The 21,275-nt window shown below is 31.7% G+C and carries 20 protein-coding genes; 5 read left to right on the forward strand and 15 right to left on the reverse strand.

All coding sequences use genetic code 11. The features are described 5' to 3' along the window. Window positions 1-150: 150 nt before the first annotated feature. Complete coding sequence (locus IEU88_RS01745; protein ID WP_096808407.1) at window positions 151-1,176, reverse strand: LacI family DNA-binding transcriptional regulator; 1,026 nt, start codon at window positions 1,174-1,176, stop codon at window positions 151-153. A gap of 345 nt (window positions 1,177-1,521) precedes the next feature. On the opposite strand from IEU88_RS01745, the gene IEU88_RS01750 reads away from it, so the two are divergent. Then, window positions 1,522-3,615 (forward strand): helix-turn-helix domain-containing protein, encoded by a 2,094-nt coding sequence (locus tag IEU88_RS01750; RefSeq protein ID WP_103373595.1) that lies wholly within the window; start codon window positions 1,522-1,524, stop codon window positions 3,613-3,615. 112 nt (window positions 3,616-3,727) lie between these two features. On the opposite strand, the gene IEU88_RS01755 is transcribed toward IEU88_RS01750, so the two are convergent. From IEU88_RS01755 to IEU88_RS01765, 3 genes are read right to left on the reverse strand one after another with little or no spacing between them, the layout of a single operon-like run. Then, window positions 3,728-5,188, reverse strand: coding sequence for an ABC transporter ATP-binding protein (locus tag IEU88_RS01755; protein ID WP_103373594.1), 1,461 nt, complete (start codon window positions 5,186-5,188; stop codon window positions 3,728-3,730). A gap of 9 nt (window positions 5,189-5,197) precedes the next feature. Beyond that, window positions 5,198-5,917: an energy-coupling factor transporter transmembrane component T gene (locus IEU88_RS01760; RefSeq protein ID WP_103373593.1), complete on the reverse strand. Its 720-nt coding sequence runs from the start codon at window positions 5,915-5,917 to the stop codon at window positions 5,198-5,200. A 1-nt stretch (window position 5,918) separates the two neighbouring features. Then, window positions 5,919-6,503, reverse strand: coding sequence for an MptD family putative ECF transporter S component (locus tag IEU88_RS01765; RefSeq protein WP_096808403.1), 585 nt, complete (start codon window positions 6,501-6,503; stop codon window positions 5,919-5,921). Window positions 6,504-7,255: 752 nt separating this feature from the next. On the opposite strand from IEU88_RS01765, the gene IEU88_RS01770 reads away from it, so the two are divergent. After that, complete coding sequence (locus tag IEU88_RS01770) at window positions 7,256-8,593, forward strand: aspartate aminotransferase family protein (protein WP_103372606.1); 1,338 nt, start codon at window positions 7,256-7,258, stop codon at window positions 8,591-8,593. A gap of 18 nt (window positions 8,594-8,611) precedes the next feature. Then, window positions 8,612-9,700, forward strand: coding sequence for a YkvI family membrane protein (locus tag IEU88_RS01775; RefSeq protein WP_103372604.1), 1,089 nt, complete (start codon window positions 8,612-8,614; stop codon window positions 9,698-9,700). Between the two features lie 109 nt (window positions 9,701-9,809). On the opposite strand, the gene IEU88_RS01780 is transcribed toward IEU88_RS01775, so the two are convergent. Genes IEU88_RS01780 through pgsB form a run of 5 tightly spaced genes read right to left on the reverse strand, consistent with a single transcriptional unit; the run spans window position 9,810 to window position 14,249 of the window. After that, window positions 9,810-11,402 carry a gamma-glutamyltransferase gene (locus IEU88_RS01780; protein WP_096808401.1) on the reverse strand — a complete coding sequence of 531 codons (1,593 nt, stop codon included), beginning with the start codon at window positions 11,400-11,402 and terminating at the stop codon, window positions 9,810-9,812. 2 nt (window positions 11,403-11,404) lie between these two features. Further along, window positions 11,405-11,563 carry a hypothetical protein gene (locus IEU88_RS01785; protein ID WP_096808400.1) on the reverse strand — a complete coding sequence of 53 codons (159 nt, stop codon included), beginning with the start codon at window positions 11,561-11,563 and terminating at the stop codon, window positions 11,405-11,407. Further along, window positions 11,553-12,623 (reverse strand): CapA family protein, encoded by a 1,071-nt coding sequence (locus tag IEU88_RS01790; RefSeq protein ID WP_103372605.1) that lies wholly within the window; start codon window positions 12,621-12,623, stop codon window positions 11,553-11,555. Before IEU88_RS01790 ends, IEU88_RS01785 begins: the two co-directional genes overlap by 11 nt. A 14-nt stretch (window positions 12,624-12,637) precedes the next feature. Further along, window positions 12,638-13,090 carry a poly-gamma-glutamate biosynthesis protein PgsC gene (pgsC, locus tag IEU88_RS01795; protein ID WP_096808398.1) on the reverse strand — a complete coding sequence of 151 codons (453 nt, stop codon included), beginning with the start codon at window positions 13,088-13,090 and terminating at the stop codon, window positions 12,638-12,640. Window position 13,091: 1 nt separating this feature from the next. Beyond that, window positions 13,092-14,249 carry a poly-gamma-glutamate synthase PgsB gene (gene pgsB / locus IEU88_RS01800; protein ID WP_096808397.1) on the reverse strand — a complete coding sequence of 386 codons (1,158 nt, stop codon included), beginning with the start codon at window positions 14,247-14,249 and terminating at the stop codon, window positions 13,092-13,094. 532 nt (window positions 14,250-14,781) lie between these two features. Here pgsB and IEU88_RS01805 point away from each other — a divergent pair. Together IEU88_RS01805 and IEU88_RS01810 are read left to right on the forward strand one after the other, a co-directional pair. Then, window positions 14,782-15,105, forward strand: coding sequence for a hypothetical protein (locus IEU88_RS01805; protein WP_096808396.1), 324 nt, complete (start codon window positions 14,782-14,784; stop codon window positions 15,103-15,105). A gap of 155 nt (window positions 15,106-15,260) precedes the next feature. Continuing rightward, a complete protein-coding gene (locus IEU88_RS01810; protein ID WP_096808395.1) occupies window positions 15,261-16,418 on the forward strand; it encodes an ArgE/DapE family deacylase in 1,158 nt (385 codons plus the stop codon). 170 nt (window positions 16,419-16,588) lie between these two features. Here IEU88_RS01810 and IEU88_RS01815 read toward each other — a convergent pair whose 3' ends face one another. The 6 genes from IEU88_RS01815 to IEU88_RS01840 all read right to left on the reverse strand — a co-directional run bounded on the left by IEU88_RS01815 (window position 16,589) and on the right by IEU88_RS01840 (window position 21,250). Beyond that, window positions 16,589-17,557: an alpha/beta hydrolase fold domain-containing protein gene (locus tag IEU88_RS01815; RefSeq protein ID WP_103372504.1), complete on the reverse strand. Its 969-nt coding sequence runs from the start codon at window positions 17,555-17,557 to the stop codon at window positions 16,589-16,591. 279 nt (window positions 17,558-17,836) lie between these two features. Beyond that, window positions 17,837-18,352, reverse strand: coding sequence for a GNAT family N-acetyltransferase (locus IEU88_RS01820; RefSeq protein WP_096808393.1), 516 nt, complete (start codon window positions 18,350-18,352; stop codon window positions 17,837-17,839). A 218-nt stretch (window positions 18,353-18,570) separates the two neighbouring features. After that, window positions 18,571-18,900: a thioredoxin family protein gene (locus IEU88_RS01825; RefSeq protein ID WP_096808392.1), complete on the reverse strand. Its 330-nt coding sequence runs from the start codon at window positions 18,898-18,900 to the stop codon at window positions 18,571-18,573. 119 nt (window positions 18,901-19,019) lie between these two features. Beyond that, window positions 19,020-20,003 carry a D-cysteine desulfhydrase family protein gene (locus IEU88_RS01830; RefSeq protein ID WP_103372503.1) on the reverse strand — a complete coding sequence of 328 codons (984 nt, stop codon included), beginning with the start codon at window positions 20,001-20,003 and terminating at the stop codon, window positions 19,020-19,022. 26 nt (window positions 20,004-20,029) lie between these two features. Next, a complete protein-coding gene (locus tag IEU88_RS01835; RefSeq protein WP_103372502.1) occupies window positions 20,030-20,548 on the reverse strand; it encodes a VOC family protein in 519 nt (172 codons plus the stop codon). 138 nt (window positions 20,549-20,686) lie between these two features. Next, window positions 20,687-21,250 carry a GNAT family N-acetyltransferase gene (locus tag IEU88_RS01840; protein WP_096808389.1) on the reverse strand — a complete coding sequence of 188 codons (564 nt, stop codon included), beginning with the start codon at window positions 21,248-21,250 and terminating at the stop codon, window positions 20,687-20,689. Window positions 21,251-21,275: the final 25 nt, after the last annotated feature.

Raw genomic sequence — 21,275 nt, forward strand, 5'->3', positions numbered from 1 at the left:
TATGAAACAAACGGGATGGAAAACAAAAACTTGATTTCTTAAGCCCGTATTTATAATAATGCGTGTTATTTCTGAATAACTAAGTAAGTATCACTTATAAGGTTCAGTCGCCAACTACAGGTAATAATATTGCAAGTATCTTCTTTTTAGTCAAAATGATTTATCTGAAACAAAAGAACAAGATTCGCGAATTAATAATTTTGTAGACAGTTCAACTGAAGCAACCGCTTTACCTTGAATAAGATTATGAATCATTTCCCCAGCGACACGCCCTATTTCTTTTGTTGGTTGTGAAATTACAGATAGTTTCGGCGTGTAAATTTCATTCCAATAACTATCATCAAAGCCAACAATGATAATATCTTCGGTTATTTTCTTTCCGCTTTCTTTTATAGCTTGTAAAGCACCCAACAACAATAAATGGTTCGTTGCTACTATAGCTCGAACACCCTGATAAATCAGCGCTCTTGTTGCGTGGTAACCACTATCAATTTGCGCATCTGTACCTAATTGTTGATTACTATAATAAATAAGTTGTTGATCTATTGTAATGTTATTTTTAGCTAAAGCTAGTTCATACCCTCTTTTTCTTTCTGACGTTGTGCTAATATCGGGATTAGCTAGTAGCAAACCTATATTTTCAGACGTGCTATCAACTATCCTTTGTGTTGCATTAAAAGCTGCTTTTTCATTATCAACACTTATAGATGGTAATGCTTCTCCATATATTTTCCTATCTATAGTCAAGATAGGGGTTTGATGCCACTCTTTTTTTAGATTCAATCGAGATTTCACAGGAACTAAAATAATAGCGCTTACATTTTGACCTATAAAAGTTTCGATTAATGCTTGTTGTTTGAGTTCATTTTCTTCTGATGAAACGACAGCTACATGTAAATGATGTTTTTGACATTCGTTGTTTAATTCTGTCAGGATTTCTGTAAAAAAAGGATTTTGATCAGGTACAATAAAAACAATCAGGTTAGATTGGCCCGTTTTTAAACTTCTTGCAAAATGGTTGGGTTCATAATTTAACTTTTCAATCGCGTCTAGCACTTTTTGTTTTGTCTTTATACCTAGTTCGGTACTTTTGTTATTTAATACATTTGAAACTGTTGCAATAGATACGTCAGCAACTTTTGCTACATCATGTAGCGTAGGTTTATTGTTTGCCATGACACTCACCTTAAACGTATAAGTAATAATTTGACTTATTTATGTCAACACGATTCATTGTAAATACTTATGTTAATTTTTGCAAGCGTTATCATAAAACTTTTTAATTTCATCTTAATTTTTATTAGTTTGTGACCAATTAACACTATTTTTAATTCATCAGGTCTTTTTATTAATCAAAATTAACTTTTTTCATTTTTTGTAAATTCTTAAAGTACGAATTATTAATTCAAACTATCACTATAATAATCTTCCCTTTTGACTCAACTATTTTTTCAGTGTCAATTGTACAATAACGTTAATAATTTAATGTGAGTCTCACATAATAAAGTAAAGGTGATATTTGTGATTAGTTCTCTGTCTATTAGGAATCATTATACAACTGAATTAGAGCGATGTATAAATGAGATTATTATTTTAATTCCTATAAATAAAGTATGCAAAATAAATTTAAATGGGACCGTAATAACTATAAATAACGGATGTATTATTAACAATGCAGACTTATATCAATACATTGATGTTGAAAATCTTGTAGAACTCAAAATTCCATTACCTTTATTTGTAGAAAAAGATAAAACCATTGCTAACGCATTTTTTGACTTTAAACAAATTAAATATGCAGAGCAATTTAGAAATTTAGTATTGCAAAAATTACATGATAATATTCAAGATAAAGCTGTTATGAATATTTATATATCAAATATTATTGATTTTTTACTAAAAGAAGCAAGAGTTAATTTAAAACATCCATATTTGCCATACTTATATACAAAACACCCTTTAGTTCAACGCTTAACCCAATATGTACATAAACATATTGATGCGTCTTTATCTACAAAACAAGTTTCCAATGTTTTTTATATTTCACAGTCCTACATCTCCATATTATTTTCTAAAATATTAAATATGAATTTTAAGCAATATACAAGTTCACTTAAGATTGCATTATCATTACATGATTTACTAAAAGAAGAACAAAGCATTTACGATGTTGCAATGAAATATAGTTTTACAAATGTTAGTACATATTCTAAAAATTTTAAAACTTATGTCAATGTACCACCTAAACACTATATTTATCAGTTTAGAAAGAATCGTTTTAACGAACCTTATCAAGTTTCATTAAAAACGCCGAATTTATCTCAAACTATTACTGAATTACATCATCTTTCCCATCAACAATATATCTCATCTAACCGTATTATTTTAGATAAACTTAAATACAATGAAAAATTTAATATGATGCACACTTTTATAAAAATTGAAGATTGGCATATGCTGCTATCTTTCAATCAGTACGATCTCCAATATAAGATTAAAGCACTGATTCCAAATCCAAATTTAATAATTATTCATACTGGTTTCGAGCATTTAAACAAACTAGAGTATCAAAAAGTATTTAATGTCCTAAAACGGTTAACTAATCAAGGTTATGATATAACATTGAAAGTTGATAATTCATCATTATCTCAGACTATTGATTATCAAATCATTAAAATACTGGATTCATTATCAACTGTTAATGATAGCCTCTCACACGTCAGTTTGCTCTTTGTCACTAATCAACATACACTATTACAAACTCAAAGCTTGATTCAAAAATTTAAGCACCAATTTCCGAGCATCGAGTGTGGCGTAAATATTGATCGTTTAATTGAAAATGGAGGCATTTTATCCAAACTTTCGCAACGCATGAGCGCCCTAAAAGCAGATTTTTATTTCATCGATATGGATTGGTTAACATTAGGTAACATCATTTCAACAAAATGGATTAATTCAAAAAATGATTTTGATATACATCAAGTAGTCACATTGTTTTTAAGACGCATACATCCCACGTTGGCTAATAAAATTATATTAGGTTGTATAACTCATAAAACACTAAAGCATTATTATAATGACATGTCACCATCACCATATATTCTATTACTCCATTCTTTAATTGAATTTCAATCTTCCATCAAAGGCTTTGCTTTTCCATATTTTTCTGAAGATGATGATCAATTTATGTTTGTTAATCGTACTCATAGTACTATGCCGCTTGTACACATTTTAAGTCTGTTGAAACCATTTTTAAATCTGAATATAGTCAAATTTAAAAATGGCATTATAGGTAAATCAAAATATCATACGCATGTATTGTTATATAATCAACTTTTTTCTTCTACAGAAAAATCCTATTTAGTAGCAAATATTATGCATAACTTTATCAGTGACTTTCCTGTTTATACGCGTATTCTCAACCAAAACCATGGTATCATTTCTCATTTAATACCAAATAATCTTGATTTGAGTTATATTGACCCAAAAATACTAGAACAAATTAACAAATCAAATCATCCACTTTCTAAACTAAGCATGCATTGTCATCATGATCCGTTAACTATCAGAATGAATACATCAGAAATCCAATACATTATGTTCCCAAACGTTTAATCATACAAAATAGACAATAAAAAAACGAGATAGAAATCAAATAAAAAGTTATGATTTCTATCTCGCTTATATAATAATCACAAGCGTATGTTTTTAAACTTATTCAAAATGTTTATATTATATTAAAAAATGTTTGTAATTTCTCTATAGTATCGTTATTAATTTCATATTGTGCTTTAACTTTTCCATCTTCTAAATGTAAAATTTCATCTGTGCAAGACAGTAACATTTCGTAGTCGTGTGTGATAACTAACACTGTGTGCCCTTCATATGCCAGACGATTGATAATTTTACTCATCTCTCTCATATGGTGGCCGTCTAACCCACTTGAAGGTTCGTCGAAAACTAATATTTCTCGTTTAGTTTCAACTGCACTAGCTATTGCTAAGCGTTGTTTTTCTCCACCTGATAATGATAACGGATGTCTTTGTAAATGTTCCGAGATACTATAATTTCTAAGGCATCGTCTAATCATCTCATCATCTAATGTTGGGTTACTTAACTTCAACTCTTCTTCTACACTTTCAGCAAATAATTGATTGTTAACATCTTGAAATACCATATATACATTTGACAGTCTATGACGCGGTTTTAACGTTACTTGATTGTAATCCACTGTGCCTTTAAATTTTTTCTCAACCCCAGTTAAACCACGTGCTAATGTTGATTTTCCTGACCCGTTTCGACCAATAATTGTTGTTACCTTGCCTTTACTAATATGAACATCATCTATATTTAACGCTAACGGCTGATTTCTTTTATATTTAAAATAAAAACGATGTAAATTCAAATATCCATTTCTACTATTGAGGCTAGATTTTGCCTTTAATTGACGCAAATGAATCATTCGTAAACCTAAATTGGTTAACTGTACATGTGATAAACGATTAAATTGCTGATTATTATATATTTTCTTTATTGATCCATACGACATAACAATAAAGCGATCTACAATTTCAGTTAAATAATGTAAACGGTGCTCTGCAATTACAATGGTTTTTCCCTCAGATTTCCAAATTTTAAGCATTTGTTTTAACTTTAAAATTGTATTAAAATCCAGGTTTGAAGATGGTTCATCTAAGATAATCAGTTTGTGTCCATATACTTGAATCGCACTACAAGCAAGCAATTGTTTTTCTCCACCTGACAAATTAAATATATCTCTGTTTAAAAGATGTTCTAAATTAAATTGCTTTACGCTTTGATTAATACGTTGTTTAATTTCATTAGGTGGGGTGCCATAATTCTCCAGTTCAAATGCTAACTCACTCGTTGTATTCAAACAAAAAAATTGAGATCTTGGGTTTTGAAAAACAGAACCGCTTTGTTGCGTTAATTCATATACCTCTTGAAGTTGTATATCCTTATCATTCATTAAAATTTGGCCGTCAATTTCTCCATTATAAAAATGAGGTATAATACCATTAAGCATCCTTGTTACAGTCGTCTTTCCACACCCTGAAGCGCCAGTTAAACAAATAACCTCTCCATCATCTATAGTAAGGTTAATATCGTTCAAAATATTTTGTTCGTTTGCTTCGTATCTAAAAGATACATCTTTAAATTGAATCATATTCTACCCTCACACTACATAATAAAAAATACAAAGTAACAGTGTTATCATCAAAAACAACCAATCTAACCAGCGTATGTTAAGTGAAATAATGGATGTACGCTGATGTGTTAAATTTAAGCCTCGTGTTATTGAAGCAATCGTTAATTCATTACCAATTTTCACGACACTGTTTAACAATGGAACCACGCGGTATTCAACGTATTGAATAGGTTTTATAAAAGCAAATTTCAATGATATGCCTCTCATTTTCATAGCGTCTTTGATGGAAATTGACTCCTCTTTGATTGTTGGTAAAAATCTAAACATGACTGCAATGGGTATAGTCACCTTTCTAGATAATTTTAACCGTTCCAAGCCTACTATTAAGACTTCAATTTGTGTAGTTTTAAAAATATAATATCCCATTGCTAAAGACGGTAAAAACCGTGTAACAATACCCGAAGGTACAAAAATTAATAAAGTTGCAACTTGATTGTGATCAATAATTACAAAAGCCTCTCCATACCAAGCTAAGATGGTTAAACACAAGATAATTAACCCTACTGTATATTGTTTTATACATATTAGTAGTAATGGTGGTATGAACATTAATAGTAATCTTATATAAACTTCGATACCTGTTACTCCACCTGTTAAGGCAACAAGAGAAATCATCAGTATGAGGCCAATTTTAATTCTAGGATCTAAGTTAAATAAATGGTCTTGTCGGATTATGTGATTATACATATTAAATCATACCTGTACGTTTGAAATGTTTTTTTAAAATCATTTTTGAGATATAAGCTCCAATCACTGCACCGATAACTGTGGTAATAATAATAACGGGTATCATTTCAACTGAAAACAAACCAGCAACAGTCGTCTCATATTCAACACCATATTTTTCTTGAATAAAAGATAAATATGAAGTTCTCATAAAGTAAAATGGTATAAAAGTACCAATTGGCCAAAATGAAAAGATAATATAGCCTAAACAATTTTGTTTCCAATTCTTATAATGTCCCCAAGCCATTATGCCATCTGAAATCAGTATAACGGGGACACTAAACACTAAAGCTATCCAAGGATGGCCCATAATAGCTAATATCAAACTAACTATAATACCACATATAGATAATGCACCAAACTTTTGAACTTTTGAAATAAGCAACATGATAGGTATACCACCTACTAAACCAACCATTGCAGGAAGCAACAACATGAAGATGGGTATAATGCCTAATATGCCTGGAGGTGCTATAAAAATGAAATATATTGCCGTAAAGAGTCCAATATTTATTAAATCCTTAACTTCTAACTTACTATTTTCCATCAGAAACTCCCTCTTTACATCATTCACTAAATATTATTAATACGCGTAAACGTAACTAATTTGCTAAACTATTACACATTAAAGATACTATAATTGAAAATCATTATCAATTACAGCGAACTAATCTCTCACCTAAATGCTATTTATATAAAAAGAGATTAGGTTAAAAAGTTACGTGAGCCATGGCTTATGCATAAGTGTCACTAACTTAATAAATTAAATTGAGACTTAGAGCTTTAAAAGTATAATACAAGCTTACTTTTATTCAGACATCTATCTCTAATTTCAAAAATAATCATGATTTCGTTTTTGTATCGTAAACGAATCATGCTCTTTATTATTATAAACGAAAAATCCCTTAAAAACTAACTATCCATTTCAGTTTACAAAAGTCATCCTAGCGCTTAATTTTGCATTAAATAAAATAACTACAAACGTAAATTGAACACACTTTCTATTATCACAAATCTAATCCCCAAAGATTATATGTGTTATATTACATATTTTTAGCGTTATTCAACTTTAAATTTTCAGAATATATTTACAATTCGGAATTTTCTTAGTATATTCATACGTATCAGCATTCTATCGTTATTAGAAAATACAATGAAAGCAAACGTATAAAAAATGCTTAACAACACAAATTCACTTTATAAAAAGGGACTAAAAGTGAATTCTTTTATTTAAGTTTTTACAACTTTTAAATCAGATGATATGCAACAAAACGTGGGAGGATTTGAATTATGGAAAAAATGAAAAAATCAGAGCAATTAATCAATCAGGATAGTCAATATTTTGCAAAACCAGGACGCATAAAATATTATCCACTAGCTATTTCTCATGGGTATGGTGCCACATTAGTAGATGTTGATGGGAATACATATATCGACTTACTTGCTAGTGCTAGTTCACAAAATGTCGGTCATGCACCTAAACAAGTAACAGAAGCGATCAAATCACAAGTAGATAAATTCATTCACTACACACCTGCTTATATGTATCATGAGCCTCTAGTAAAACTTTCAAAAAAACTTTGTGAAATTGCTCCAGGAAATTATGAAAAGCGCGTACTTTTTGGACTTTCTGGTTCAGATGCAAACGATGGTATCGTAAAACTTTCTCGCGCCTATACAGGCAGACCTTATATCATCAGTTTTGTTAATGCTTATCACGGCTCTACTTATGGTTCATTATCCATGTCTGCTATCAGTCTTAATATGAGAAAAAAATACGGTCCGATGTTACCTGGATTTTATCATATTCCTTTTCCGGATAAATACAGAGGTATGTTTGGTAGCCCAAATGTAAATACTGTGGAAGAATACTTAGCCCCCCTTAAAGAAATGTTTGAAAAATATGTACCTGCTGAAGAAGTCGCATGTATTGTTATTGAAACGATTCAAGGGGATGGTGGATTATTAGAACCAGTTGAAGGCTATTTTGAAGCATTACAAGATTTATGTAAGTCTCACGGTATTTTATTGGCTGTTGATGATATCCAACAAGGTTTAGGACGCACTGGAAAATGGAGTTCGGTGACGCATTATAATATCGAGCCCGATTTAATTACTTTTGGTAAATCTTTAGCCGGCGGATTACCGATGTCAGCCATTGTCGGTCGCGCCGAAATAATGGATACATTAGATGCCCCTGCGCATTTATTTACTACTGGTGCAAACCCAGTAAGTTGTGAAGCTGCTTTAGCCACAATTAGTATGATTGAAGATGAAAATCTGCTGCAAGGCAGTACTGATAAAGGCGCCTATGTACGTCAGCGTATGGATCAATGGAAAGAACGATTTGAATCTGTTGGGGATGTTAGAGGTAAAGGATTATCTATTGGTATAGATATTGTTTCTGATAAAAAAAATAAAACGCGTGATGGTGAAGCTGCACTGAAAATTTGTAACCGTTGTTTCGATAATGGTGTTGTTATTATTGCAGTAGCTGAAAATGTACTCCGTTTCCAGCCACCCTTAGTCATAACTTATGAGGAACTAGATACAGCGTTAAATATTTTAGAATCTGCCATTGAAGACTTAGAATCTGGAAAATTAAATGATTACGACATTGCTGGTCAAGGTTGGTAATAAATGGGAGGGACAACTATGCAACAACAAATCAAAATCACAAATATCATTAAACTTAGCGGTGCTTATATCGCTTACTTAATTGGTTCTGGTTTTGCTACTGGACAAGAAGTCATGCAATTTTTTGCATCTTTTGGTGTATACGGTATATTGGGTGCTTTAGTGAGTGCAGTACTATTTTGCTTACTTGGTTCAACATTAATGATGAAGGGTTACGACCTTCAATTAAAGCAACCAGGTCGAATATTTAAGTATTATTGCGGTAACATTGTAGGAACAATTATTGAATATTTTACAATTGTTTTCATTTTTAGCATTGTAGTTATTATGATTGCTGGCACAGGCGCCGTTGTAGCAGAACAATTTCATTTACCAAATTTAGTTGGCGTCTTAGGTATGGGTGTGGTAGCAATGCTTACAGTAATTTTAGGGTTGAATAAATTAGTTGATATTATTGGTACTGTTGGCCCAATTATTGTCATTTTAACAATAGGTATTTGTTTAATTGTCTTCTTCTCAAATATCGGTAACCTATCTAATATGCTCTATTTACCTGAAAGCGCAAAAAGCTTACAACCAACCAATCATTGGTGGCAATCTGGCGGACTCTTTTTCTGTTATAACATTTTAGCTGGAAGTATTTTCTTCTCACAACTTGGCCAACAATCAAATAGTAAAAAGGAAGCTGGCGTTACAGGTATTATTGGTGGGGCGGTATTAATGTTAACGGTCATTGTGATGATTATCGCGCTACTCGTACACTCAAATCATGTATTTGATTTAGAAGTACCAGTACTTTATCTAGGTAATACCATTGCACCGTTTATCGCGCTATTGTTTTCAGTATGTATTTTATTAGGTATTTATTCTACAACTGCACCTATGTATTGGTTAGTAAAAAATGAATTTATGAAATTGGTTCCTTCAAAATTAGGCGTACTTGTCACAGTTGTACTAGGCATTATATTTATTATTTGTGGTACGTTACCTTTTGGAGAACTCGTTTCGATTATTTACCCATTCGTTGGATACGTGGGCGCCATCGTTGTAGTTATCATCTTTGTCCGTACACTATATAACTATTTTACTCAAAAACAAAAAGCATAATCCACAAATGACACGCAGTCGTTTTATTCAAACATAAAAAAGATGACGTTCTAATCACTCAAAAGAACGTCATCTTTTTATATTTTAATATCTATTGCCTAAAGCAATATTATCTATTCCCGACGTCATGACCGATTTCTACTGTTTTATCATTTTTATTATAAACTGCAGCTTGGACGCTACCAAAGTTAGGGTCATTACGTTTTTCTTCAGTTTCAAAACCTAAACTATTAAATATATCTATGTCTTGTTTACTTGTTGCGTTTTCATAAAATACCTTGCCATTATCGTTGTAAAAACGTGGTTTATCAATCGATTCTTGTAATGTTCCGTCACCACGTAAATAGTCGATAATCACTTCGTTTAATGTAGTAGGTATTTTGTTTCCTCCAGGTGTGCCAATGCCCATGTAATAATCCGGTCCAACTATAATGCTAGGTGAAGTAAATGACCGTGGTTGCTTATGCTTCTCACCATAATTTGGACTTGCAGGATCAGAAGAGAAGTTACCTAATGAATCATTCATATAAAACCCTTCTTTCATATAGTCACCTGAACCAAAGAAACTCGCTAGTGTATTGGTAGTACTTGCTATTTCTCCGTTTTTATCAACTACTACAAAATGCGTTGTACTTGTATTATCAACATTATTTGTATTGAAATCACTACTAACATTGATTTTGTTTAATTTATCTAAAATATAACCTTGAGAAAGATATTCATCATAGTCTTCATCTTGACCGTTGACAATATCTCTATTTCCATACATTAAATTTCTAGATTTTAAAATACCAGTAATATAATCTAACCGGTCATTTGATGCTGTTTGGCTATTTGTTGCTTCATCAATTTTTAAGCCTTGTAACATCAGTGTACCTCCTAAAGGATTGGATGCAGCATAAACCGTATTATTTAAATATTGTGTACTAACTGGTTCTTTTTTCTCTGTTTTATAACTTTGAAAATCTTTTTCTGTTAATTTATTATCCATTTGTTTAGAGACGCTTTTTCCTACTTTATCATAGAAATAATCTGGCCCGTTATCTCTAATACCTTTTAAGGTTTTCGCTAAAGCTGGTTGCTTGATAACATCACCTTCTCTTTTGGTTTGTGCGCCATCAAAGAAAGGTGAATCTCTATCCACATCTGAGCCATATAACTTCAAACTTCTTTCAAGTTCTGAATCTACTTCAAATCCTTCTTCAGCTAAAGGGATAACATAATTCATCACTTTCTTTTTGTCCATCTTTCCCGCTTCATTATGCGCATCATCAATACCTCGAACGAAACCTGGCACGCCAACTTGGTCCTTTTGTTTATAATTAAACGAAGAGATGTCCTTGTATTGCCACTGTTTTGGTGCTACATTTTCTTGACCATCATAAGCTAACATTGCACCTCCGCCACCAAGCCCTGAAGAGTGTGGTTCCGTAATAGCTAAAGCATAAGAAACACCCATAGAGGCATCCACTGCGTTGCCTCCATCTTTCAATATTTTTTCTCCCACACGTTTAGCAATCGGATTATTTGAAGCAACACCGTAATTTTTATCTGATGCATCATGTTGATGATCAGCGATTTTATTCTCATATAAATCATCTTTATTATAATTATCTTTTTTCGTGACTAAAAAAAACATAAAAGAAATGATAATAGTAAGGAGTAGTATTACGATGAGCGTTTTTTTATTATAAATACTCATAGTTATGCTCCTTTAGATAAATACTGATGATGCGAAGTTTTAAGTTCATTTTGTTCATAGTGATCTAAACCTTCGTTTGCTCTCGCGAATACAATTAATATTGTGATAATAAGAATGACTGTAATTATTGTAAGACTTACCCAATGATCTTTAATGTTCATATACATAACCTCCATTCTCTTTTTTCAGTTCGACGTTTTCACCTTTGATGTTATTTAATAATTTGGTTTCTTCTATCTTGTTCGGTGTAGCTTTCGTTAGCTTACCGCCTACTGATTTGATAGGTGTTACCATAAATTTTGAATGCTCGCCATTCCAATTTTGCTGAACAGCTAAACCTTGTTTATTTTTTGATAAGAAATCTTCTGAAGTTACATTTCCTAAACTATAAAAAATATTTGTGTCTTTATAATTTTCAATTTCTTGAACTACGGTATTATGACCAATAATAGTATCTGCACCCGCGTCTGCTAAAGAATGTGCATATTGTTTTTGTCTTGTCGTAACAGACCTTTCATCTGTCATGCCCCAATCTACATTAACAACCACGTAATCATTGTTTTCTTTTAATTTTTTTATTATCGGTATATAGATATTGGGTTCTAAACTGATGGATGTAGTATTTTTTAACGGATCTGCGTAGTCAGATTCAATATCTGTAAAAGATACATTGGCAATTTTCTTGCCTTTTATTGTTTGTTGTACCGTTTTACTATTAATTGGATTTGAGCCATTTCCAGTTAAAAAATTATAACCATTTTGTGCTTCAACAGCTCTACTAAAATCTCTAGCAGTAATATTATCAGTAACTTGATTAATAATATTTAAACTTTTTATATTTAATCCTTTTAAAAACATTACATTTTCTAAATTTTTATGAATGTTGGTTTTTCTATCATCTGAAAAATCCGATAACTTCAAACTGGCTGTTGAATAATCACTTCCATGTAAAAGGTCTTTAATAGAACTAAAAGTATCATTTAAATCATTTTTTCTTATATGTTTATTTAATTCCACGTTACCTAAATATGTCAGTTTGATTTCTTCTCCATTTTTTTCCATAGCTTTAACAGGTACAAAATCTTGATTTTTTAAAACAAATCCTAATAAAACAAGTGCAACAAGCAATATTAAGCCGGTATATATGGAATTTCTTTTTTTATGGCGTTTTGTCCATTTCAATACACGCTCATTTATAGAAAATCGTTTGGATTGCTTCATATCTCTGCTCCTTACTAATTAATAAAGCTATAAAAGAATAAGATAACGTACGTAATACATGTTAGTAACATACATGTGGATAGGGTAATAACGACGCCTTGCTTTTGTATTGTGTTCGCAATAATACCAGGAATCACAACACCAATACCGGACATTTCAACCATTTCAAACGGTGTTATTGGATAAATTAAGTCAAATACAAATTTTAATACCATGCCTGTTAATATCATAGCAGCGAATTTTCTACGTCCATATAATATAACGAAGCGACTTATACCATGATTAACAATGAAGTATGTAATACAGCTAATGATTAAGACTGATAGTAGCATAATGGGTTGATCAAAAATGAGTGCTAGATACCCTGGAACGACTAAACCAGCAGGACTAATACCAAATTTTTCGGCAAAGATAAGACTAAGAACAATGCCTACAAATAATGAAAAATATAACTCTGAACCTATCATATTAATTTATCCCTTCTATATATTGCGCTATTTGTTTACCTGGTCCGTGAATATTACCTACACAAAATATCAATGCGTTTTTAGATTCTGTGTAAAGCGCATGTTCAACTTCTTTTATACTTTTGCCTTCAAAATTTAAATATTTTTTGTCAGGCAAATCATGCATCACTTCAGTGACCATTTGTGTGCTCTTTCCAGTACAAATTAATGTATCGAACGGTACATCTTTTACAAAGTCTTCAGCAAATTGTCGTGTTCGATCTACTCTGTCAGCACGACAATTTAAGACAATCACAATTTTTTGGTACGGGTAATTGTAAGATTCTACCTTATTTAAAATTGCTTTAGTAGACTGTGGTTCATTGGCTGCAAAAGCATTGACGTATACGTTTGTAGTTTCATTTGCATTAAAGTATTTTACTTCAACCGCGCCAACATCTGGCGGAGCGTTAAGCATACCTCTTAGCGCCGTATCACGATCAATACCTAAGGCTTCTGCCACACCCATTGCAATAGCCACATTATCTGGAAAGACAATGTACTCAAATTTTCTCAGATAGGATTCTGGTACTTCATCCTTATCAACAACGATTAACTTTGTCTTACGTCTTTTGGCAACTTTTGCAAAAAAGGGGGTGTAGTCATCTTTCATAACTATCAAATGCCCTTTATAAGGGATCGTAGCGGTAAATGCTTGAGCAACTTCATCTAATGTTGGTCCAAGCACATCCATATGATCTTCCATAACATTTACAATGACGCCAATATTAGCCTTCACCAAATCTTTTTGAAATATAATTTGATAATCAGGGTTGACAGCCATACATTCATTTACTAATGCATTCGCATTTTGTTTCACAACTTTTCTTACGATATCTCGTTGCTCACCAATATTTGCTCCTTGAGGTTTCCTGTATACAGGATATTCTCTAGGCGTAAACCAGTACATCATACGCGCGTCTGTACCAGTTGTTTTACCAATCACACGGTACTTATCTTCCCGTAAAATACTGTAAATCAAGCGGGTGATTGTTGATTTACCTCTGATGCCATTAATATTGATACGTATAGGAATCTTTGCTAATCTGTCAGAATGTCTTCGTTTTTCAACGATGCCTAACCAAAGAATGACGCCTACACAAATTATGATTAGTAGCAAACTTTGTCCCTCTTTTCCTGCTTATATTTTCAGTCGTGTACTAAAGTCATCAAGCTATTTGAAAACTTTAATTAAAAGAAATGGTTCAATGTGTTATAACCTTTCAATAAAGACATAATATCATCTAGTTATTGATCTCATATTAAGTCTATAAAATATCTGTTAATTAAATGTAAAATTATATTTAATCTCTCAATAAACTCTTTTATAAAATTATATTTAATATAACAACAGTTCCTTTTATAACATTGATTTAATATAAAGTCTATAAGATATCTATAGATTAAATATGAAACACTATCTACATTTTATAAAAAGTTATATTTAATGCAATAACAATTCCTTTTATAACAATGATTGCATACTTTTATTAAAAAATAAATTTGAATAAAAAATTTTATAAAAATTTTTAACAACAAGTATTCACTCTTAAAAGAAATAAATACAATATTTACTTGAAATTTACATAGTATTAAAATTCAAATGTTATCTTGAAGTTGAAAGTAATCATAGGTTGTTTAGGAGGATGGATATGAGCAAGCCAGTAAAGTTAACTGTCTCACTGTATCTTATTGTCGTTGCACTTTTATGTTGTAGTTATTTAATTATGATTTTAGTAGGAAGTTTTCAAGGTAATGATATGCGCGGCGCAGTGCTTGATACAGATAACACAAGACATATTGAAAACGTGAATGAAACAAATAACGCATCGCAATCTACAAAATCATCTACACAACAAAATCGCTCTATTCCTAAAAATTGGCAGTCTCAACACATGAATCAACCTACAACTAATCAATTCGATACTATAAAAACATGGTCTTTAGATAACGCATCCTCTAAAAACCATGTTTAATTTTTAATAAATTCACTCGGCATATATTTTTAACAATACGTTCAAAATTCCTATAAAGATGCCTTTTTCAAATGTGTCTAATTTCAAAGTGTCTGATTTTTCAGATATAATAAAAGCGATAGATGTTTTATTAATTTTGGAAAAGGGGTTTTATGATGAGTAAATTTACTAAACAAGAAAAAATTCAAATCTTAGAAGATTTAGTAAGTATTAAATCAGTTAATGACAATGAAATGGAAGTATGTAAATATCTACAGAATTTATTATCAGAGCATGGTATTAAATCTGAAATTATTAAAATAAGTGATAGTCGCGCTAACCTAGTGGCTGAAATTGGTGAAGGCGCACCCGTGCTTGGTATATCTGGCCATATGGATGTTGTATCTGCTGGCGATGAAAACAAATGGACATACGATCCATTCAAACTTACAGAAGTAGACGGCAAACTTTATGGTCGTGGCTCAGCTGATATGAAATCAGGCTTAGCCGCGTTAGTACTCAGCATGATTGATATTCACGACCAAGGTTTATTAACACATGGAAAAATACGCTTACTTGCAACTGCTGGTGAAGAGATTGTTGGAGAAGGCGCAAAAGCATTTCATGATAAAGGTTATATGAAAGACGTGGATGCATTAGTCATTGCTGAACCTTCCCAAGATAGAATTATTTATGCTCATAAAGGATCAATGGATATTCGTGTCACTTCTCATGGTAAAGCTTCACATAGTTCTATGCCACAACTCGGTTTTAACGCTATTTCACCACTTGTTAAATTTGTTTACAAAGCAGATGAAGGGTTTAACAAGTTTAATAAAAATAATGACTTATTAGGTAATGCGATTATGAATGCAACGATTTTCAATGGAGGCAATCAAGTGAACTCCATTCCCGAACACGCAACATCCGAATTTAATATTCGTACCATTCCTGAACATGATAACGATCAATTTATTTCTTATTTCAATGAAATCTTAAAACAAGTTGCTACTGAAGAAACTGATATTGAAATTGACACTTATATGTCTAGACCCCCTGTTTACACTACAGGCCAAAATAAATTAATAGCACTTGCTGTTGAAATGGGTGAAAAATATCTCAATACAACATTACCAACAGAAGCTTCGCCTGGTGTGACGGATGCCTCAGATCTATTAGTAGATAAAGACGAAAACTTTTCATTTATTATGTATGGTCCAGGTACTGTCAGTCAGGCTCACCAAGTAGATGAGCATGTAGACAAAGAAGCATATTTAACATTCGTTGATCTATTTACGGACTTCTTCCCAGCTTATTTAAACGGTTCAAAATAATTCAACATGCTTATATCCTTTTTAAGGGCAAGCCATGATTTTTTTATATCAGTCTCAATATAAAAAGAGCGAAGATACGCAACCACTATTTGATTGCATATCTTCGCTCTTTACTTTATAACTTTAATGATTCAATTGTAATTTCATCGCTGTAAAATAAAGTTTAAAATTTAATCTATAATTTCTTTTAATTTATGAATCAATTGTTCTCTTTCAGGAATAGGAAAAATAGGGTGAATGTGAAACAACTGATATCCAGGAATAAACGAATGCTGAACACCTTGTTCATTTAACATTTGAGATAATTTTACAGCATCGGGATAAAGTGTCTCTTTCGTTCCAATGGAAATCGTAATGCGCCCTAGACCATTGAAATCTCCGTAAATTGGTGAAACTCTCCAATCTGTTAAAGGTAATTTATCAGCCCACAAATTAATTAAATATTTACTCCCCTCAATTCCTAGCATTGGATCAATCTTTTCATACACACGTGCTTCAGGATGGCTTAAAGTGCCGTCTAATACAGGTGAAATCAGCACAATATCACTTGGTTGTGTTAAGTTAACCGTTTTTAAATACTGCGCAAATGATAATGCTATTTGACCGCCTGCAGAATCACCTATAATAGTAAGTTTTTGTGCATTCACTTTTTGTTCCAATTCGTTTCGATATATAGCTTCTAATAATTCAAATGTTTCTTTATATGTGGCATGCGGTATTTTTGGATAGATAGGCATGATGACTTTAGCATTAAAAGCCGTAGCGAGTTTATCTATATATTCAAAATGGTATTTAAGTGGATTTTGGAACCAAGCGCCGCCATGAACATAGATTAATGATCTTTGTTGATTATCTTCTTTATCATTTACCACATAAGTTGTGACATTTTGTATCATTTTTGTATAAACTGTATTTTCAAAATGATAATCTGTTCCTTCATATTTACCTTGAGTTTGATGCTTAACTGCCTCAAGTGCTTCTTGTGCGTATGTTGCCTTTTCAAATGCACGCTTCATCTTCGTAACTCTAAGCAGCATTTCATATAAAAAACTTTTATAACTACGTTTTTCTACAATTTCAGCGTACAAATATGAAGTAGCCACACCCATACTTGTAATAGTAGCTATTTTTTTTAACATCTCATATGACCTCCAATATATCATTATCTGAGAGCAAGACAGAAGTTTTATTTCATAATAACAATGACATGCATCGCTTTACTTGGTATTCATAACTAGAAAAAACGGATATAAATAGATTTCAAATTTGCTATCTGCTGCCAGTAAAAATTTAATGCATCCTATTTATAAATCACTTTATTTTTTAGTAAAGTGTTTATCCTAAATTATATTAGTATGTATGAAATACACGAGTTATAAATGCTCTACATACAAAACCACATTTATCATGACGCAGTTTCATCCTATAGTTGAATCTAATAAAGATGCTTGATTAATCATCATGGACATATATAATTCATCATAATAATGATCATCCATAAAAATAGATTCGTGTTTAATGCCTTCAATTTTAAAACCCAATTTTTCATAAAATTTTACTGCTGGCGTGTTCGTTGTTATTACAGTTAACTCTAACCGTCTTAACCCTTTACGTTCTGCCCATTTTATCGTTTCTTGAAACATCTTAGTCGCCAAACCTTGATGATGCATTTCATTAATTACACCCGTTAAGATATAACCTATGTGTTTTATTTTAGCTAATCTACTAATGTGCACTGATAAATAACCAACAATGTCATTTGTTTCTGTTTTTACACCGATATAAAAATTTTGCTTAATATCTTCTATTAATTTTTCTTTATTAAAACTTCTTTCATCCGGTAAATAGAGCATATATTGTGTTTCTTGATCAATCTTTTTCATACAAGTATACAGCGCTTCTGCTTCATCTGGGCAAATTCTTTCTATGCGCATAAATACTCCCCCTTTGACTCTATAGATTAATCTTATCATACAATATTTTTATTATAGATGACACTTATAATTTAATTTAACCCGTTTTTATTTCGAACTATTCATTTTCACTCAATAGTTTTAGCATAAATTGAAACATCCTATTATTACTTTTACAATAGTAAGCGAATAACAGGATGTCTAAGTGCGTTACGTGCATATTTATTTAATTTATAGTCTTATGTTTTTAAACTTTCGTACATCATTGTTAATTGATGTTCTATTTGTTGCATATCAATAAATCTGCCTTGACGATGCATTTCTTTACCATTTAAAAAAATCAAATCTACCGGTACAGTGAAAATAGATAATTCACCTGCTATTGCTTCTACTTTGCTTTGATTAATTACACCTAATGGCACGCCAGGAAATCCACGTACTAAATCTTCTATTTGGGGCAAAACTGCATGACAAACACTGCAATTATCTCTCATTACGTGGACTACTGCGAGTGGATTTTGCTCAATAAATGATTGGTATTCATCAATTGAAGTTAATATTTGAGTCATTTAGAATACCCTCCTTAAATATAAAGTGTTTTATATTATGAATCATATGCACTAGAATTAGCAATATTTATGCTCTAAACTGCAGGTGGCATATTTCAATCAGCTATCTTTCCAGTCGTTTATAAATCTTTATTAAAAGTCGGGAGTAAACGTTGGATACGTGCTCTAGTTTCTTCAGTGTAACCTTGTAGACCACCTGTATGAATAAATAAAATCGCTTTTTGATCGTCATACTTTCCTTGTTTGATTTCTTCTACTAAACCACGAAATGCTTTTCCAGTATATGTTGGATCTAACACAACGCCTTCTTGTTGTGCGATATCAATATAAAATTGTAACTCTTCATCTGTTGCTTGAGCGTATCCTAATCCGATGTATTGATCATTAATCGATAGCGTATCAAATGTTGTTATATCTTCATCTAATTCATTAATGATTTCAATCACCTTATTTTTGAAAATAGACGCACTCTCATTGACAGCATATCCAATAATTTGAGTTGATAAATTATGTATATACTTTCCATACCACAAACCTGCATATGTGCCCCCAGAACCGACAGCTAGATTGATAGAATCAAATTGAACATTTAATTCATCTGCTTGCTTTACAATTTCTTCAAAAGCATTGATATAGCCATGAGCGCCAATCCAATCTGATGCACCGCTTGGTACTATAAAAGGCGTTTTATTTTCACTTTCTAAATCTTTACTTAATCGTTCCATCGCTTTTTCCCGAGACTGATGTTCATCAATCACATGTATATGCGCACCTAACATAGCATCTAAGAATAAATTCCCTTCAAATGCTTTTAGCGCTCCTCTTAAAACAAGATGACATTCAATATTGTATTTAGCGCACAAAGCTGCTGTTGCTCTAGCATGATTAGAGGTAATGGCGCCCGTAGTAATAATCGTATCATAACCATTATCTAACACGTATTGTATGGTATATTCTAGCTTTCTCACTTTATTACCTGATATTTCAGTTCCAGTATAATCGTCTCTTTTAATATATATATCTTTACCTAATGTTTGGCTTAATGTTTCTAATTTTTGAATAGGTGTACTTAAATTGGCCACGTTTAATTTTCTTTGTAACATATCATTTCCTCCTTTATCTACATTATTCATGGTCTTGGTATAAATACTGTTGATTCACTATCTGATGGATAATAATAACCGTTAGGTATCGTCTGTAACTCGATTAAACTTCCCCATGGTGCTCTAACATATACTGTGCGGTTATCTTCAGTATCTTCGTACTTCGTATTACTATGCGGTCTTGATAATGGTTGACCACCAGCTTGCTTTATGCTTCTAAATGCCGCTTCAAAATCATCTACATAAAATGAGATGTGCGTAAAGCCAATATCTTGTAATGTATCTGCGTTGTTTTGTGTTGCACGCACAAATTCAAACATCTCTATATTCGGCCCATGATTAAACACCATCATTCTTTTTTTAATAATTTTGGCTCCATGTTCTAGTCCTAAGACGTGTTCAACAAATTCTCCACCTCTAGGATCATCCATCCTAGTTTGGCTGTCATAAGCAACCTGACCATCTAAAGCTTCTTTAAAGAAAGACGTTGCCTTTTCAATATCTGGAACAGTTAAACCAATATGGTTAATTCCTCTTGTTATCAAAACTTAAAGCCTCCTTTATACATTGCTGCTTACTTCATTTTCATATGTCATTTAATATAAAGATTACTTATTTAAAAACAACCTTATATAACCAACAATGATAGCGATTTAAAATATCTTTCATAAATATATATGATTTTAGTGATCTTGAGATAAATCAAAATCATCTTTCAATAACCTATACCGATTCATATCTCGGTAATGTTTGCCGTCATATATATCTTGAACATCCGTCGCGACAAAATGAAATCCGGCGTTTCTGGCTACTTTATTACTTGCCAAATTTCTAACGTCAGCAACAATTGTTAGTTTATTTAACCCTAGGTGGTGAAATGCATAACCACAAATAAATTTAACGCTTGCTGTAGTGATTCGTTTACCAGTATAACCTTTAGCAATCCAGTAACCAACTTCTGCTTTACTATTTTTAGTATCTATTTTATGTAAATCAATTGTACCAATGAGTGTATCTTCGTAATAAATTAAAAATAGTTGTCCTTTTTGTTCAGCTTGATGTTGAATCATCATTTTTAAATATGATTTTTCTTCATCTACTGTCATGTCTTCCGTTATAAAATCTAAAAATCTAGATAAATGTGAAAAGTTTTCTTGTATTGTTTGAAATAACGCTTTCGCCATTTGAAGATCCGGTGGTACTAGTGTGACTTTCGGCAAAATTGTTATAGATGGTCTGTAATGCATAGATTCACCTTCTTTAATAACGTCT

It is taken from the genome of Staphylococcus nepalensis (assembly GCF_014635045.1).
Taxonomy (GTDB): Bacteria; Bacillota; Bacilli; order Staphylococcales; family Staphylococcaceae; genus Staphylococcus; species Staphylococcus nepalensis.